Origin of the sequence: Flagellimonas ulvae (assembly GCF_049333175.1) — a bacterium.
Classification (GTDB): domain Bacteria; phylum Bacteroidota; class Bacteroidia; order Flavobacteriales; family Flavobacteriaceae; genus Flagellimonas.
This window is the reverse complement of record NZ_CP186325.1, coordinates 1732104-1747531: the sequence shown is the minus strand read 5'-3', so window position 1 is coordinate 1747531 and position 15428 is coordinate 1732104. Positions and strand designations below refer to the sequence as shown.

At 41.4% G+C, this 15428-nt stretch carries 11 protein-coding genes; 5 read left to right on the top strand and 6 right to left on the bottom strand.

What is annotated here, in order from left to right:
• Positions 1-16 precede the first annotated feature (16 nt).
• The 4 genes from ACOKFD_RS08005 to ACOKFD_RS07990 form a co-directional block, all read right to left on the bottom strand.
• Complete coding sequence (locus tag ACOKFD_RS08005; RefSeq protein WP_422860765.1) at positions 17-292, bottom strand: hypothetical protein; 276 nt, start codon at positions 290-292, stop codon at positions 17-19.
• 131 nt (positions 293-423) lie between these two features.
• Positions 424-648: a hypothetical protein gene (locus ACOKFD_RS08000; RefSeq protein ID WP_422860764.1), complete on the bottom strand. Its 225-nt coding sequence runs from the start codon at positions 646-648 to the stop codon at positions 424-426.
• Positions 649-745: 97 nt separating this feature from the next.
• Positions 746-922: a hypothetical protein gene (locus ACOKFD_RS07995; protein ID WP_422860763.1), complete on the bottom strand. Its 177-nt coding sequence runs from the start codon at positions 920-922 to the stop codon at positions 746-748.
• Between the two features lie 7 nt (positions 923-929).
• On the bottom strand, positions 930-2360 hold the full coding sequence (locus tag ACOKFD_RS07990) for a purine-cytosine permease family protein (protein ID WP_422860762.1): 1431 nt from the start codon (positions 2358-2360) through the stop codon (positions 930-932).
• A 133-nt stretch (positions 2361-2493) separates the two neighbouring features.
• On the opposite strand from ACOKFD_RS07990, the gene ACOKFD_RS07985 reads away from it, so the two are divergent.
• Positions 2494-3900, top strand: coding sequence for a sulfatase (locus tag ACOKFD_RS07985; RefSeq protein ID WP_422860761.1), 1407 nt, complete (start codon positions 2494-2496; stop codon positions 3898-3900).
• A gap of 4 nt (positions 3901-3904) precedes the next feature.
• Positions 3905-5032, top strand: coding sequence for a hypothetical protein (locus ACOKFD_RS07980; protein ID WP_422860760.1), 1128 nt, complete (start codon positions 3905-3907; stop codon positions 5030-5032).
• Positions 5033-5119: 87 nt separating this feature from the next.
• Here ACOKFD_RS07980 and ACOKFD_RS07975 read toward each other — a convergent pair whose 3' ends face one another.
• Together ACOKFD_RS07975 and ACOKFD_RS07970 are read right to left on the bottom strand one after the other, a co-directional pair.
• Positions 5120-6670 carry a RagB/SusD family nutrient uptake outer membrane protein gene (locus tag ACOKFD_RS07975; protein WP_422860759.1) on the bottom strand — a complete coding sequence of 517 codons (1551 nt, stop codon included), beginning with the start codon at positions 6668-6670 and terminating at the stop codon, positions 5120-5122.
• Positions 6671-6700: 30 nt separating this feature from the next.
• Positions 6701-9784, bottom strand: a complete 3084-nt coding sequence (locus ACOKFD_RS07970) for a SusC/RagA family TonB-linked outer membrane protein (RefSeq protein WP_422860758.1) — start codon at positions 9782-9784, stop codon at positions 6701-6703.
• Between the two features lie 358 nt (positions 9785-10142).
• On the opposite strand from ACOKFD_RS07970, the gene ACOKFD_RS07965 reads away from it, so the two are divergent.
• Genes ACOKFD_RS07965 through ACOKFD_RS07955 form a run of 3 tightly spaced genes read left to right on the top strand, consistent with a single transcriptional unit; the run spans position 10143 to position 15404 of the window.
• Complete coding sequence (locus tag ACOKFD_RS07965) at positions 10143-12077, top strand: ADP-ribosylglycohydrolase family protein (protein WP_422860757.1); 1935 nt, start codon at positions 10143-10145, stop codon at positions 12075-12077.
• Entirely contained in the window at positions 12070-13656 is a 1587-nt protein-coding gene (locus ACOKFD_RS07960) for a hypothetical protein (RefSeq protein WP_422860756.1), read from the top strand. The genes ACOKFD_RS07965 and ACOKFD_RS07960 overlap by 8 nt, the downstream gene beginning before the upstream one ends.
• An 8-nt stretch (positions 13657-13664) precedes the next feature.
• A complete protein-coding gene (locus ACOKFD_RS07955; protein WP_422860755.1) occupies positions 13665-15404 on the top strand; it encodes a sulfatase family protein in 1740 nt (579 codons plus the stop codon).
• Positions 15405-15428 lie beyond the last annotated feature (24 nt).

Below are 15428 nucleotides of genomic sequence, written 5' to 3'. Positions count from 1 at the left end.
TTTGTTTGAGAACGGACTAATTTTCGATTGCCTTGTTATCTTTCCCGAAATAGGGATAGAAATCAAATGGAGTATTTTTTTCTGAAATTTTTACATCTTGGGTTACATTCCGCCACTCTGTTAATTTCTTCAGATACATTTCAACTACTCCTTTGTATTTCTGCTGTCCTGCCAAATTATGGGTCTGATATGGGTCAGTTGGTATATGGTACAATTCAAATTCTGGTCTTTTGGATGTTGATAACTGGAAGAAATTCCGATAGATTGTGTTCACATCCCTTTTTTCCAACATTACGAGTTTTGAAGGACTGTCATCAATATCACCAAAACCCTCCAATACATTATTCTTTATTGGGTCGCCCGCGGGCCATCTTTCGGGAAAAAGGTTATGAACAAAAAGATAACTACTATCCCTTACGGCTCTTATTGGATAAGATAGATTGCCTTGGCCAAAATCAAAAGTATGTTCGGTCTATTGAAATCTCTTTTGACTGTTTCTGATGCTTTTGTTGAACCACTATTTGAATCATGTGTTTTAAAAGACATACCTTGGGAGAATGACACCGTTATGATTGCCATAAACAGGATGCTTAAAAGACCAACTATACTCGTTCGCTTTCCATCTCTAAAAGGATTAAAAACTTTCATTGCATTTTACGATTTTTCCACACTAAAAAATATATGGCGTTTATTGATTTGGTATCCATTTCAAAGTCTCACCATTGGGATAGTCCATAAAACGTTTTTAATTCTCCTTCACTTTTTTGTTGATCCAAAAAGGTGCGGTTGTACACCAAATGAGGGTGCCCAAAAGCATTAAATTCTTATAGAGTTCTAATTCCAACACTTGAAGGAATACTAAAAATGAAGGGACTAGTGTCAAAATAAGACCTACATAGGATATTGATTTTAGTATTTTCATCCTTAATTCATTTAGTCGTAGAGGTAAATTCAACTGTTTCTGTTTTTATTAGATAGTTTTGCTGTATGAATGCAAAGAGCAGGTAGCAAATGCCTCCTATTATCCAACCAGGTACCGCAACAAAGAAGTAAAAATGGACATTCGTGTATATGTATATAAAATAGCTTGCAGCAATTGCTATTATCCATGCACCAAGTACGGAAAAATTCACTTTTATGTTTTTAAGAGAGGCCAAGTTGGACTGTAGACCCATTTTGGGAAATAGAAAAATATCAAGAATAACTACAGCGCCCACTGGTGAGGCCAAGAGGGCATATAGTCCCAAAAACTGATCTAGTTTGCTTATGATGACAGGGGAACAAGCCAAGATTGTTGCAGTGATTCCAACAATCATTGTGATTTTCCAGCGCTTGAATCTTGGCAATAATGCCTGTATTGCGAGTCCCGCTCTGTAAATTGTAGGGTTCGCCGTTGTCCAACCAGCCACAACTACGCAGATTGCTCCAGAAAGGCCAGCGCCCATAAATGCTATTTCGCCCGGAGTGGGATTTGAATTTCCAGTTTGCAAGGCCACAGCACAAAGAATCCCAGATGCAATCCAGGCCATAAAATGCCCTATGAACATTCCGAATGCTGAAGCCAATCCGTAATATGACTTTTTTGCATACCTGTAAATGGACATATCCGCAAGACCTATGTGCATGGAACTATTGCAGAGCCATGCAAAAATGAGTACGTGCCAAAATGTATATTTGGTCTGTCCCTCGGCGGGAACGCCTGTCCAAATTTTTTCTTTTCCAATTTCCCAAAAACTATCCAAGGAATTTATCCCTAAAGAGGGAAGCATGGCGATACCTGCTGCCAAAAATATCAACGGCATCCATGGGGCAAATATATTGGCAAATCTGGATACCCTATCAAAACCAAATGTTGCTACAATGGTAATGACCAGCCCAATAAATGCAATGATCAAAATCCATAAAAAACTGGTGGGGTACAAATCGGTAAGCCCCGGTCCCGGAACATTGAGCAACAGTCCAACGGCAGAAGCCGAGACCCCTATCATGGCAGAAGCCGTAACACAGAACAATAGACCGTTCACCACATTATAAATGGATACCAACCCCACACCACTAATCTTCTCTAATTGATAAAAAATGGTGAGCCTGGTCTTGACGGCAGCTGGGGCACAGATCAATGCCCAACTTAGCGTTGCCAACAAATTACCGATAAAGAGTCCTAAAAAAATATCGGCCATGGCGACCCCGTGCAATACGAACAGAGGCCCAATAATGAATTCGGTACCGGCAATGTGTTCACCGGCGACCATGCCTATAAAGCTTTTGAGTCCCTTGACCGATTTTTTAGGAACGGGCTCCCGCTCATATTCATCAATCCCGGTCAATTTCTCCTTGTAGGAAATTGTATTTTCTCCCATACCTAACATATCCTTTCTTGGATTTAAACTTGTCTCAAAGTCATGCTTTTCAACTGTCTTTCTCTTTCAATTTGGAAAACATAAGGTATTAAGGTCAGTTTTTGAAGATATTTCACTTTGTAATCTGAGTTTTATGAAGAAAAGAATCGTAGTAATATTCATCCTGCCTTGTTTCTTATTGGCTTGTATGGAAACAGGCAAAGAACAAAGAAAAGATGCTGGGGAAATCAAAAATCCGAATATAGTACTCATAGTAGCAGATGACTTGGGATGGTCTGACCTCGGTATTTATGGGAACACCTATTTCGAGAGCCCTAATTTGGATAAATTGGCAATGAAGGGGATACGTTTTGACAATGCCTATGCGGGAAGCCATGTTTGTTCGCCTACAAGGGCAAGTTTGCTAACGGGACGTTATCCCGCAAGAGTGGGATTGACCAATTACATATACGGCACAAAAACGCTTAAAAGTTCACCCGTCTATCCTGCCGATTATGTCAATCATCTTCCGTTGGATGAAATTACCATTGCAGAAGAGCTTAAAAAAGATGGATATAAGACAGCGTTGATGGGAAAATGGCATTTGGGCGAGAACACCACTTTTGGAAAGTCCGACCCAAAATTTCAGGGATTTGATATTACGGAAGGATTCGATTACGAACTTTTACCAATAGACAAAACATACAAATGGTATAAAATTGGTGATGACACCCAAGCCTATGAATTACCGTACTTGACCAATGAAATCACTCAAAACTCCATAAAATTCATTGAACGCAACAGGGATACCACCTTCTTTATGACTGTGGCCCATTTTGCCGTTCACTTGCCACTTCAGGGAGATTCAACATTGGTGGCAAAGTATAAAATGAAGGAAAACCCAAAGCCGAACGACTTTAATCCCGTATACGGAGCCATGATTGAACAAATGGATGCATCGGTAGGACAAATTGTGAAAAGCCTTGAAGAAAATGGGTTGATGGAAAATACGTTGATTCTATTTGTCTCTGATAATGGTGGGCTTGCAATTGGCGAAGCAGGAGGCAAACCTACCGTTAACGACCCGTTGCGGTCGGGTAAGGGAACCATGTACGAAGGCGGTTTGCGCGTTCCGATGATTGCCTATTGGAAAGGTCATTTTGAAGGTGGCTTTGTAAATTCATCCGTACTCTCGACAATCGATGTTTTTCCGACGGTAATGGAACTTGTACGTGGAAACGGGGAAGTAGCACAGATTATTGACGGTGAAAGTAAGCTCAAAGCTTTTGAGTCTGATGTGAAATTGACCAGGGAATCGTTATATTTTCATTATCCACATTTTAGCAATCAAGGAGGAAGACCCAAGGCAGCCTTGCGGAAGGGTGATATGAAACTTATTTTATCGTTGGAAGATGGAACCACGGAACTCTATGATTTGAAAAATGATTTGGGGGAAAAGGAAAATCTGAGCAAGAAGTTCCCAGATATTGCCTCCCAAATGAAGGACAGTATCGTTAAATGGCTGTACGAAACCAACGCTCCTATGCCAATTACCAAATAAAAATATGCATCACATCAATTTCCCTGTATTTCTGGTATTTTTTGTGTTGGTTTCCACTAAGGGCCAAAAGACGAATGGTTCCGATTCCATAGTTTTAAAGAACCGACACATCGAGCTTGTCCAAACATTAAGAGGGGGCGGGATTACTTCCTTGAGACTTGGGGACAATCCCATAAATCCATTTGATTGGTCGCTCCCCTTAGAAAAGCAGCCAAAAATAAATAAAGATGGTTTTGCGTTTCGCGGACATTTTATAAGTCTTGGAACTTGGGGAATGCCAACTTCAGGTGAGCAAAATTCAGGGATTCGGCTATACGGGGAACCAACGGCACGAATCTGGAAAAATCAAGTCGCTACGGATGGTGAGGGTAATACGATTTACGTAACGGGTTTTACATCCAAAAAAGAGGGCCTTAGTCTGGAGAGGGCAATAGTATTGTATCAAAATGAAGCATTGCTAAAGGTACACGAATCCGTCACCAACAATTTGCCCATATCCAGGGTATATAATTTTTTGCAACACCCTACATTTGGCGGCGAATTTGTTTCTGAAAGTTTGCGAATCGATACCAATGCTGGAAAAGGATTTTACCAAAAAGGAGCCTATCCCAGAGCTTCTTACGATAACTTGGAATCAGATTCGTTTGATTGGCCCGAAGGAATTTTGCCCGACGGAAAAATTGATTTAAGAACATCGGGTAGTAGGAACAAGACCTATTTGACATCCCATATTTTTTCTGAATCCAATGGCATGGGCTGGGCCACCGCGAGTAACCCAAATAAAAAGCTACTGGTAGGTTATATCTGGAAAATAAATGAATATCCTTGGCTGAACGTTTGGCATCAATCCGTAAATGGCAAAGTAGCGGGTAGGGCCATTGAGTTTGCAACTTGTGGATTGGGATTGGGTTTCAAGGAGCTGATTACGAAAAATCATTCCTATTTCGGGAATCTATCCTTTGAGTTTATTGATGCTGGAGAGACTCTAGAAAAAACCTATTATCTGTTCGCTATGGAAATTCCCGGGAATTTTTTGGAAACCACGCATGTACTACTGACCAATGATTCTGTAGAGATACACTATGCTACTGAAAAAGGTGAGGTCGAGAGGATTTTTTCGAAATCGAACTGATTACCCAATTAATCGGTTGAAAACAAAAAAAGCTGCTCTCATCGAGAACAGCCCTTGAAACTAACTTCACTATAAAACTTATATCATTTAGTACCCGTCATTCTGATCAAGGTTTGGATTATCAATCAATTCCGCTTCCGGAATAGGTAACAATTCATTTTTGCCTACTGTAAAACCGGGCATAATGGCAGGGAGTTCACTGCTTTGTATTTTTCCGCTGTTGGCCCACCGAACCAAATCAAAAAACAGCGAGTATTCGAATGTGAGTTCAAGCCTGCGTTCCGTTCTTAACCGGTCAAAAAAGGCATCTGCACTGAGTCCTTCGGGAAAAGGGTCTACACCAGCACGTTCGCGTACTTGGTTTACCGCACCGTAGGCCAATGCTGATGGGCCATTGACCTCGTTTTCCGCTTCAGCAAACATCAACAGTACATCTGCCAGCCGAATGGCCCTATAATTATTCGCATTCTGATTAAAACTGTCTGGATCGTCTGGGCCACCCGCATATTTCCGTATTCCCAGGAAAGGTAATGTGGGGTCTGGAAAAACCAAAGTTCTATCTCTCCATTGGTTGGCCGCTACAGGATCATCGGCTATCGGGTTCCACGTGCCCCAAACATCTCCTGGTTGGGCATAGGTTCCAGTGCGTCTAATCGCGTTTTCCTCGGGAAATTGTTCAAAGAATTCAATGGTCTGTCTTCCTGGGACGGCATTTCTAAACCCAATTCGGGCGGGACTGAACCAGTTGTTCATCCAACTGGCTTCATTTGGGCCACCTCGGTTGGGCTGGTCGAATGCTGCACCAAAACCAGATTGAAACTGTACCTCAAAAATTGATTCCCCATTGTTTTCATTGGATTTTGGGAAAATATTAATGAAATCAGGTTCCAACGCATACAACCCGGAAGTAATGACCTCGTTCAATATATCCCTTGATTTTTGATATTCGCCATTATAGAGATAAGCTTTTCCTAATAATGATTTCGCAGCTCCAGAAGTAGCTCTTCCCGTATTGTTGTTATCGTAACTTTCGGGCAGATCGGGAATGGCATCTAGTAAATCGGCTTCTATAACTTCATATACGGCCGAAGGTGGGGATTGTGAAGGGAATAATTGGTCTTCATCCGAAAGATCTCCATTAAAAACCTGATTGTAAATCGGTACATTACCATATAGTTTCACCAATTCAAAATAATAAAAGGCCCTTAGAAACTTCGCCTCGGCAATTACACGGTCAAGCAGTTCTTCATTGGGGGAATCGATTTCGGGCACCCTGTCTATGACCTGGTTTGCCCTATTGATGCCCTTGTAACAATCTTCCCAAGCTCTTGGAATCAAATCACCGGAAGCTGGATTAAAATTAAAGTTGACATACACCTGCTCGTTGGATCGGGTGCCGTTGGTAAGGGCGGTCTCCCCGGTAAAATGAGCAATATACATGTAGAACCTCTTAAAAAGACCTTGGTCGTTCAATGGAGCGTATACCGAATTTACCGCACTGACGGCATCGGCATCGGTCTGGTAAAATGTACTGGAATCAAGTTCCCTAAAGACATCTGCTTCGTCTAGAAACGAATCACTACAACCTATCGCAAAGACGAGCAGCAGCATTAGTGAAAAAGATGTCGAAGTTTTCATATTGTTTATATTTTTCATCATTGTGTTGTATTAAAAACCTAGTTGTACACCTAAAGTAAATCGTCGCGATTGAGGGTAAGAAACAGGATCGAATCCATTCAGTGCCTGTTCGGGGTCGAAACCGCTGTAGTCCGTTATGGTGAAAACGTTCTGCCCTGCCAAATAGAATCTTGCATTGGACAATCCACCCAATTGGTCTAGCAGTTGTTGCGGAAAACTATAGCCTATTTGAAGATTCTTCAACCTGAAATAGGAGCCATCCTCGACAAAATATGATGAAGCGATATTGTTGTTGGATAATCCATTGGGTATGGCCCTAGGCTGTGTAGTACTGGGATTTTCAGGCGTCCAGGCATCCAAAACCCTGGTTGATAGGTTGCCATTTAGAAAATAGCCCTCTGTGTAGAACTTGGTGTCGCTAAAAATATCGTTACCGGCTACTCCTTGAAATTGTGCCGACAGGTCAAAACCTTTGTATCTTAAGTTTAACGTAATGCCATACTGAACATCTTGAGTGGCATCCCCAATGATGGTACGGTCATCCTCTGTAATTTCTCCATCGGGAACACCATCTGGTCCACTAATATCGGCAAACCTGATGTCACCCGGTTGTGTATTGGCAAGTGGAGTAGGCCCGGCATCAATTTCTTCTTGTGTTTGATAGATACCATCAGCTTGATAGCCGAAAAAGTTGAACAACGATTCCCCTACCTGTACACGTGTCCTGGGAATGTTTCCGAACAATCCACTACTATTTTGATTAATGAACTCGACACCGTTCGCCAATTGTGTGACCTCGTTACTCAAGAATGTTACGTTGAACCCTATACCATAGGTAAAATCTCCTTTTTTATCATTGAAGTTTGCGGATAGTTCCAAACCTTTGTTCTCGACTTCACCGGCATTGATAAAAACGTTGGTGAAACCTGTTACAGAAGGTAGCGGAAACTGCAATAATAAGTCTTCGGATGTCTTTACAAAATAGTCGGCCGTGAAAGAAAACTTGTTGAACAATCCCAGATCAAGACCAATGTTCAACTGCTTTTGCTTTTCCCATTGCAAGTTTGGATTGGCAAATCTTCCTGTGGGCGCAACACCTATCAATTCTTCTTGGTTTCCACCGATTATATATCGTATTCCAGAATTGAGTACGGAATTGGCCGCATTGGCATTGATCCTATCATTTCCAAGAAAACCATAACTGGCCCTTACCTTTAGATTATCCAGAACAGTACTATTTTTCAAGGATCCCAGATTGCTTATGACCAATCCTAAAGACCCAGAAAAGAAATTATCCCAATAATTGTCTTCGGTAAATATGGAAGACCCGTCCCTCCTAAAGTTAAAAGTACTTAAGATTGTATTATCGTAATCATATACAACCCTACCAATGTATGATAAGGTACGTTGTTCTATCCTACGACCGGTTGCCGGGGCTGTTGCTTCCGTGGATGCGCTCAATACGGGGAAAGCTGGGCTTATAAAACCACCTACATTTCTGGCCTGTATTTGTGATTCCTCATCATCCTGTACATTATATCCCAGTAGAAAATCAAAATTACTTTTTCCTAGGGAAGTTTTGTAGGTAAGGACATTTTCCAGCAGAATAGAAATGCTCTCGCCACGGGTCTCATCCACTTCCGCACCATCGGATAGTCCGATTATATCGCCTGGTATACCATCAGGTACCTGTTGATAGTAGGGTGCAAAAAAGCGATTATGAAAATTGATGATATCGGCGGAAAGACGTGTTCTAAAACTCAAGCCTTTGGCAATTTCAATTTCTGCGTATACATTGCCAAGAAAACGATTGATTGTACCTTCATTTTCAACCAAGTTTTGGGCAGCGACAGGATTTAAGATTTGGCGCCCGCCATCATCGTCCGTTGGGCCTCCAAAACCTCCTATAGTATTTGGATTAAAAATATCGACCGTTGGAGCGTTCAAAAGGGACCATGCCAGAACATTTCTTCCATTCGCAGAGTATTCCCTATCGAACTCTGAACGAGAGTAGGTCATGGAATTTCCAATTTTAAACTTTCCCAATTTAGTATCGGTGTTCAATCGCAATGTAGTACGCTTAAGTCCCGTTCCTATTATGATACCGTCTTCGCTGTAATGCCCTAAAGATGTAAAATACCTTGTATTTTCACCTCCACCCGTTGCATTGATTTCATAATTTTGGATACTTGCCGTTTGTAGAACGGCATCTTGCCAATCGGTGCTTGTATTGAACGTAGTCCCATCAAGGTTAGGAATCCGATTTTGTTCTGCGTTATCGGCTACCTGATTGTATACTTGTTGGTATTGTTGGGCATTCAATAAGTCTAACGTGTTGGTTGCCTGTTGAAATCCTGCAAACGTGTTCAAGGAAATTTTGGCTTTGCCGGATGAACCACGTTTAGTGGTGATGATAATTACTCCATTGGCAGCTCTGGCACCATATATGGCCGCTGCCGAAGCATCTTTTAGCACGTTAATGGATTCAATATCGGAAGGATTAATAGTTGCCAAAGGATCTCCAGAGCCTCCGCCCGTTGTACTGATTATCGATCCATCAATAACATATAAAGGATTGCTATTGCCTGTAATCGAGCCTGTACCCCTAATCTGTACCTGTGTACCCGCTCCAGGTCGCCCAGAGCTGTTGGTAATCTGTAATCCCGCTACCTGGCCCTGAATGGCATTTGTGAAATCCGCTACGGGTCTACCTTCTATAGCTTCAGAAGATACTGTACTAATGGCAGCGGATACGTTTTGTCGTCGTTGTGTACCATAGCCTATTACAACGACTTCGTCGAGTTTTGAAACATCTTCCTGTAGGGTAATGTTGATAGTGCTCCTACCATTTACAATTTCCTCTTGACTGGAAAACCCGATATAGGAGAACACCAATACACAATTATCGGTAGTAGTGGTGATTGCATAATTTCCATCAAAGTCAGCTTGGACTCCATTAGTGGTTCCTTTCTCGATAATTGTAGCTCCTGAAAGTGGTATGCCTCCAGGGTCGGTTATGGTTCCTGTAACTTGTTGGGAATATAACAAAGAGTTCATTCCACAAAAAAGCATACAGAAAAAAACAAGTTCTTTTTTTAAAAACATTTTCATCATAGTAGCCTAGTCTTTTTTGAAGTTAGTTTTGTTAATTCAGTTTGTTGGTTAAAGATGATGTTTCCAAAAATTATAGAATCGTCAATTTAACAAAGCTAAAGTTGAATTATTGCAATTCATATCCCTTTTAATTTCCAAATTCACATAAAATAGAAGAAAAGCTCCGGTAAAGTTTTTTAGAAAACAGAAGGTTGGGTGCTTCGGGAAAAGTCATGGAAACAAATAGTATCCTCTCAATTTTTTCTGACTTGTTTTTCAACATTTTTATACTAAGAAGTTTCAAATCCGAAGGAAAAGAATGAAAGGATATGGGTTATTGTAAAGTCAATGGAGAGAAATCAAACAATTACTGATCTACATGAAAAGAACATTACAATACGCTGACTATATCGATAAAGTACGAGGTGGTTGGGTAGGTAAGTGTGCCGGGGGAATCCTTGGTGCCCCGATTGAAGGCTATAAAAGATTCAATTCCATTGCGCTGAACGATTCCCTTTTTGAAAACAATTTTGCCAACGATGATTTAGATCTACAATTACTATGGTTGGACATGGTGCTTAAAAAAGGGGCACAGGTTAGGGAAAACGATTTTCAGGAGCATTGGATGCATCATGTAGCTTTTCCTTGGAACGAATATGGAATAGCTACCAGAAATATACGCCTTGGTTTGGACAACCCGGATTCTGGTTCCCACAACAACGAGTACTGGAGACAGAGTATGGGTTCACCCATACGCAGTGAAATATGGGGGATGCTATGTGCGGGAAATCCGGGAAAGGCTGCGTTCTACGCAAAGATGGATTCCACACTTGACCATGAAGGATTTTCTGTAGAGGCAGAGCAGTACTTGGCATCATGCGCAGCGATTGCATTTATGGAAAACGATATGTTCACGATACTGACCAAAGCTTTGGAGTTTATATCAAAAGAGGGTCTTTGTGCACGTCTGGTTCGTGCTGTAATTTTCTGGAACCGAGAATATGGTGAGGAAGTGGCATCAAAAAAGATAAAGAGCCTGTACGGTGATGCCGATTTTACATCCGCACCAATGAATATTGGGTTTACGGTACTTTCTCTATTAAATTCCGAGGGAGAAATAGATAACTTGGGCACGGCCTTGCACTATGGGCATGATAGTGATTGCATTATTGCAACCGCTGGTGCCTTGTTGGGCATGGTCAAGGGATATAAGGCATTGCCCGAAGTTTGGAAGAAACGGGTAGGGGACGATATTCTGGTAAGCCCTGAGATACACGGGATTGATTGTCCGAATACAATCACCGAACTCACCGAACTGACCAGTATTGCGGCCAGACCTTTTCTTGACCTGAATCCAGATTTTGGGATTTCTGACTTTCCCAAAGACAAGTCAACGACCAAAATTCATGTGAATGAATATGCACTTCATGCTAGTGTCAAGGAATATCCCTGTCTAACTTCGGACAAAACGGGATTGGTAGTACTTACGATTGAAAACCTGAAAGATTCAACACTTCAACTAAAAATCAACCTTACCTCTGAATTTTTTGAAACTTTTTTTGATGAAATGACCATACCTGCCCATCAAAAAATCACCAGAGACTTGAAACTCGTCTGTAAGATTGATGCTTTTCCGACCAAACCAAGTCTTGCCTATCGGTTGGAAGTCGATTCAGAAACGGAAAAAAAGATTTTTGACAAGGGCATGCCCAATTATGGCAAATGGCTGTTGCTCGGGCCTTTCATGGAAGATGACTCAAGTTTGATTCCAATGGATAAAAAATATCCTGATCACGGAATGGGCTCATTGCCCTCTGTTGTCTACATGAACCATGATGCGCAGCGGCCTTCCACGGAATTCATCGATCAAAAGGAAATCAATCGGCTTTTGGGACTGTCCGATTTTAAAAACGTGCCTTACGGAAGCCAACTTATCTTTCCAAGGTCGATGGAAATAGATTTAGGCGATTATTTCTATGGAAAAGGAGAACGAACACTCTATTTATATACGGAAATCGATGCTGCGCAACGTAGTAAAAAATGGTTATGCCTAGGTCACAGTAACTATTGTACAGTATGGCTCAACGGTAAAAAACTTTCTGAAACAAAGCGCCCAAAGAGGCGATGGCCGGGAACGGAAGCCATCGAACTTCATCTTAGTAAAGACATTAATCGATTACTGTTGCGATTCGATTTTATCAATGATGATTTTCTGGTCAATATTGGGTTGAAAGAACATCAGGAAAAACATCCCCACCAATCGCAATGGGTTACGGAATTACCGTTCAACATACAAAATTTACACAATGACTGACCAACTAGTTCAATACAAGTACCAGAAAAAGGGAATTTGGACCTGTATCAAGGTATTTTTTGTACTTAGTACCGTTGCACTCTTTTGTAGCTGCGAACCCAAAAAATCACCTGAGAAAATGAACAATGCCGTTATAGGTGAATGGAAACCTGTTCAAGAGCATCTACTTGGTGCGAATGCCAACCTTATTAGCTTCAATGATCCATGGAATATGGAAGGTTTGGTCGAAGTCACCAAGAAAACCGAAATACGTACATTGCGATATCCCGGTGGTACTATCGGTAATTATTGGGATTGGGATATAGGTGCCATTGATAGGGACGTGCCAGATAGTTTAATGATAAAATGGGTAGTGGAGAACGACCATAGAGCCAGCCCTGACCGATATACTATTGAAAGTCTGGCAAGAATGTATCAACAAACAGGTATAGTCCCGGTCTTTATGCTGAACATGTTGAGCAAAGATTTACAACATAGTGTTAGAAATCTCAAAAAAGCCCAATCCTTGGGAATTCCTATAAAATATATTGAAATGGGCAACGAGCTGTATTTCAACATTCCGTTTCCTCTTTTAAGATATCCCACCCCTGAAGTCTATGGGGAAACCTGCCAGATTTGGATAGATGAACTTAAAAAAGAGTTTCCAGATGCATCTTTTGCAGTAGTGGGAACCAACATGACCCGACATGCGAGACAAGTCGATTGGAACAAAAGGGTCTTGGAAAAATGTAAAAATGCAGATGCAATTACAATTCATCTGTATTCCCCTTCCGGTTTGGATGGGCGTCTGGAGCGAAAAAAAATTGCCCCGGGCAAAGAAGGGTTGGGCGCCTCTGGAACAGCAACAAGAACGGCCCCCAAAGAAATCGGTGAACGGCAAAAATGGGAACTGGAACTTCTTAAGGATAAGCAAGCGTACAGTAATATGTTCACTACCGCCTCAAAAAACCTGAAAAAAATAGATGGGTTTTATGTTCCCAAAGCTATGGATTTGTGGGTTACTGAATTTAACATAAGGGACGATAATTCGGTCGTGCTTCACAGTTGGGCCCAGACATTGATTTTGTCCAAATACCTTTTTAAGTTTTTGGAAAGCGATGTTGAATTATCCAGCATGCACAATCTTACGGGCAATCTTTTTGGTATGGTACATACTGATACGCTTAATTACCAACAACTAAAATCCCAAAGCATTAAATCGATGCCTTATACATTATCATCGGGTGGGATGGTGACAAAACTGTTTGGCGATGCGATGAAGGGCAAGGTAGAAGGTGCGGTTTTAAATTTTGATACGGTATCCATGCTAACTGATGATAGGGGAGACCAAGTAGAAAATATGAAAGGATATATTTTCAAGCACGAAAATGAAAAAACCGCGATTATCGCAAATTATGATGTAACCGGGCAAGAAATCGAATTTTCCACTATTCCCGATTTCAAGGGTAAAATGCATATCTATGCTTCCAGCCCTTCAAAACCTGTGATAGGTTTGGAGAATATACTAGTGGATGAGGTAGATTTTGTGGACACCATCAAATTACCACCATATTCCATAGCTATAATTAAATTCCAATAGTAGAACCAATGAAGTCAAAACAACGGTGCATCCCAATAATCGCCATATTTTCCCTAGTAATTCTGGCGTGCAACTCCAAGAGAGATAAATCCGATGAAATTGTAAGTGCCAAAGAACAAAGACCCAATATCATTTGGTTGGTAGCGGAAGACCTTAGTCCAAGATTTACTGCCTACGGAGACAGTCTGGCGCATACACCCAATATAGATCAATTGGCATCGAATGGGATTGTATATGAAAATGCCTTTACGGTTTCAGGTGTCTGTGCTCCCAGTCGCTCTTCAATGATAACAGGGATGTATCCCACAAGTATTGGAACGCAACATATGCGACAAAAATCTGGAGTAATCGATATACCTGGATTTCCAAAATACAATGCCGTACCACCACCAGAGGTCAGGGCATTTCCTGAAATCCTTCGAAAAAACGGATATTGGACCGCTTCCTATAAAAAGCTGGACTATCAGTTTGGGGAGCCGTTCACCATTTGGGACGAGGTATCTGCATATCCATCATGGCGAAACAGACCTGAAGCGGATAAAGAACGCCCATTTTTTATTTATTACACTTTTGAAATCACCCACGAAATCAATATTTGGCCAGATAGCACAAAGAATCGCTTTTTTGATGAGTTTAATATCAAAAGACCAAGTTTGGCCCCCGATGTTCGAAAACGACCAACATTTGATGAGAAAAACAAGGTTGATCCTGGAAGGGTGGTGGTTCCACCATTTTTACCCGATACCCCTACCAGTCGTGGTCACATAGCACGACTGTACGATAACGTAAGCAGAATGGATGTTCAAATAGGAGAGATTCTAAAGGATTTGAAGGAGGATGGCCTTCTGGATAATACCATAGTGATGTTTATGAGCGACCATGGGGATTGCCTCCCCAGAAGCAAAAGATGGATTTATGATAGTGGTATAAAGGTTCCATTGATCGTTCATTATCCAAAAAAGTACCTGCCAAAGAATATGGAGCAACCTTCACTGGATGAAAATCTCTACAGTTTTGTTGATTTGGCCCCAACCGTGTTGGAATTGGCGGGCATCGAAGTCCCGCAATGGATACAGGGAAAATCCATGGTTACGGAGCTTGCTCAAAATCCAAGGGAATACGTTTATGCTGCCAGGGACCGTATGGACAATAGGTATGATATTAGAAGGGCAGTGCGGGATAAACAATACAAATACATAAAAAATTTCACTCCAGAAGTGCCTTACTCACAAGAAATCACTTTCTTGAACCAAATGCCTTTGATGACAGAACTCAAACGTATGGATGCGTTGGGCAATTTAAATCGAAACGAATCCTATTGGTTAAAAGGGCCAAAACCAAGCGAAGAACTCTATAATTTAAACGAAGATCCGTTTGAATTGAGAAACCTAGCTTTAAATCCTGATTATTCCAATACGGTAAAACGTATGGAAAATGCCTTGGATGACTGGCAAAACACGTACGGGGATTTAAAGGATATACCAGAAATCGAACAGGCCGAGCGTATGTGGCCGGGCGGAATGCAACCAAGAACCAAGGCAGGGAAGATACAATTTAAGAACGACAGCATTCTATTGGAATGTGAGACGGAAGGGGCGACCGTTGCCTACAGGATAAACGATACGGAGAGATGGCGTATTTATGAAATGCCAATTCCACAAGATACTATCGAAAAAATCGAGATTAAGACGGTACGCTATGGTTACAAGGAAAGTGAACCAACTTCATATGGGATTCCGTTCAATTGAACTTTCCAAAAACACTTTGATTAA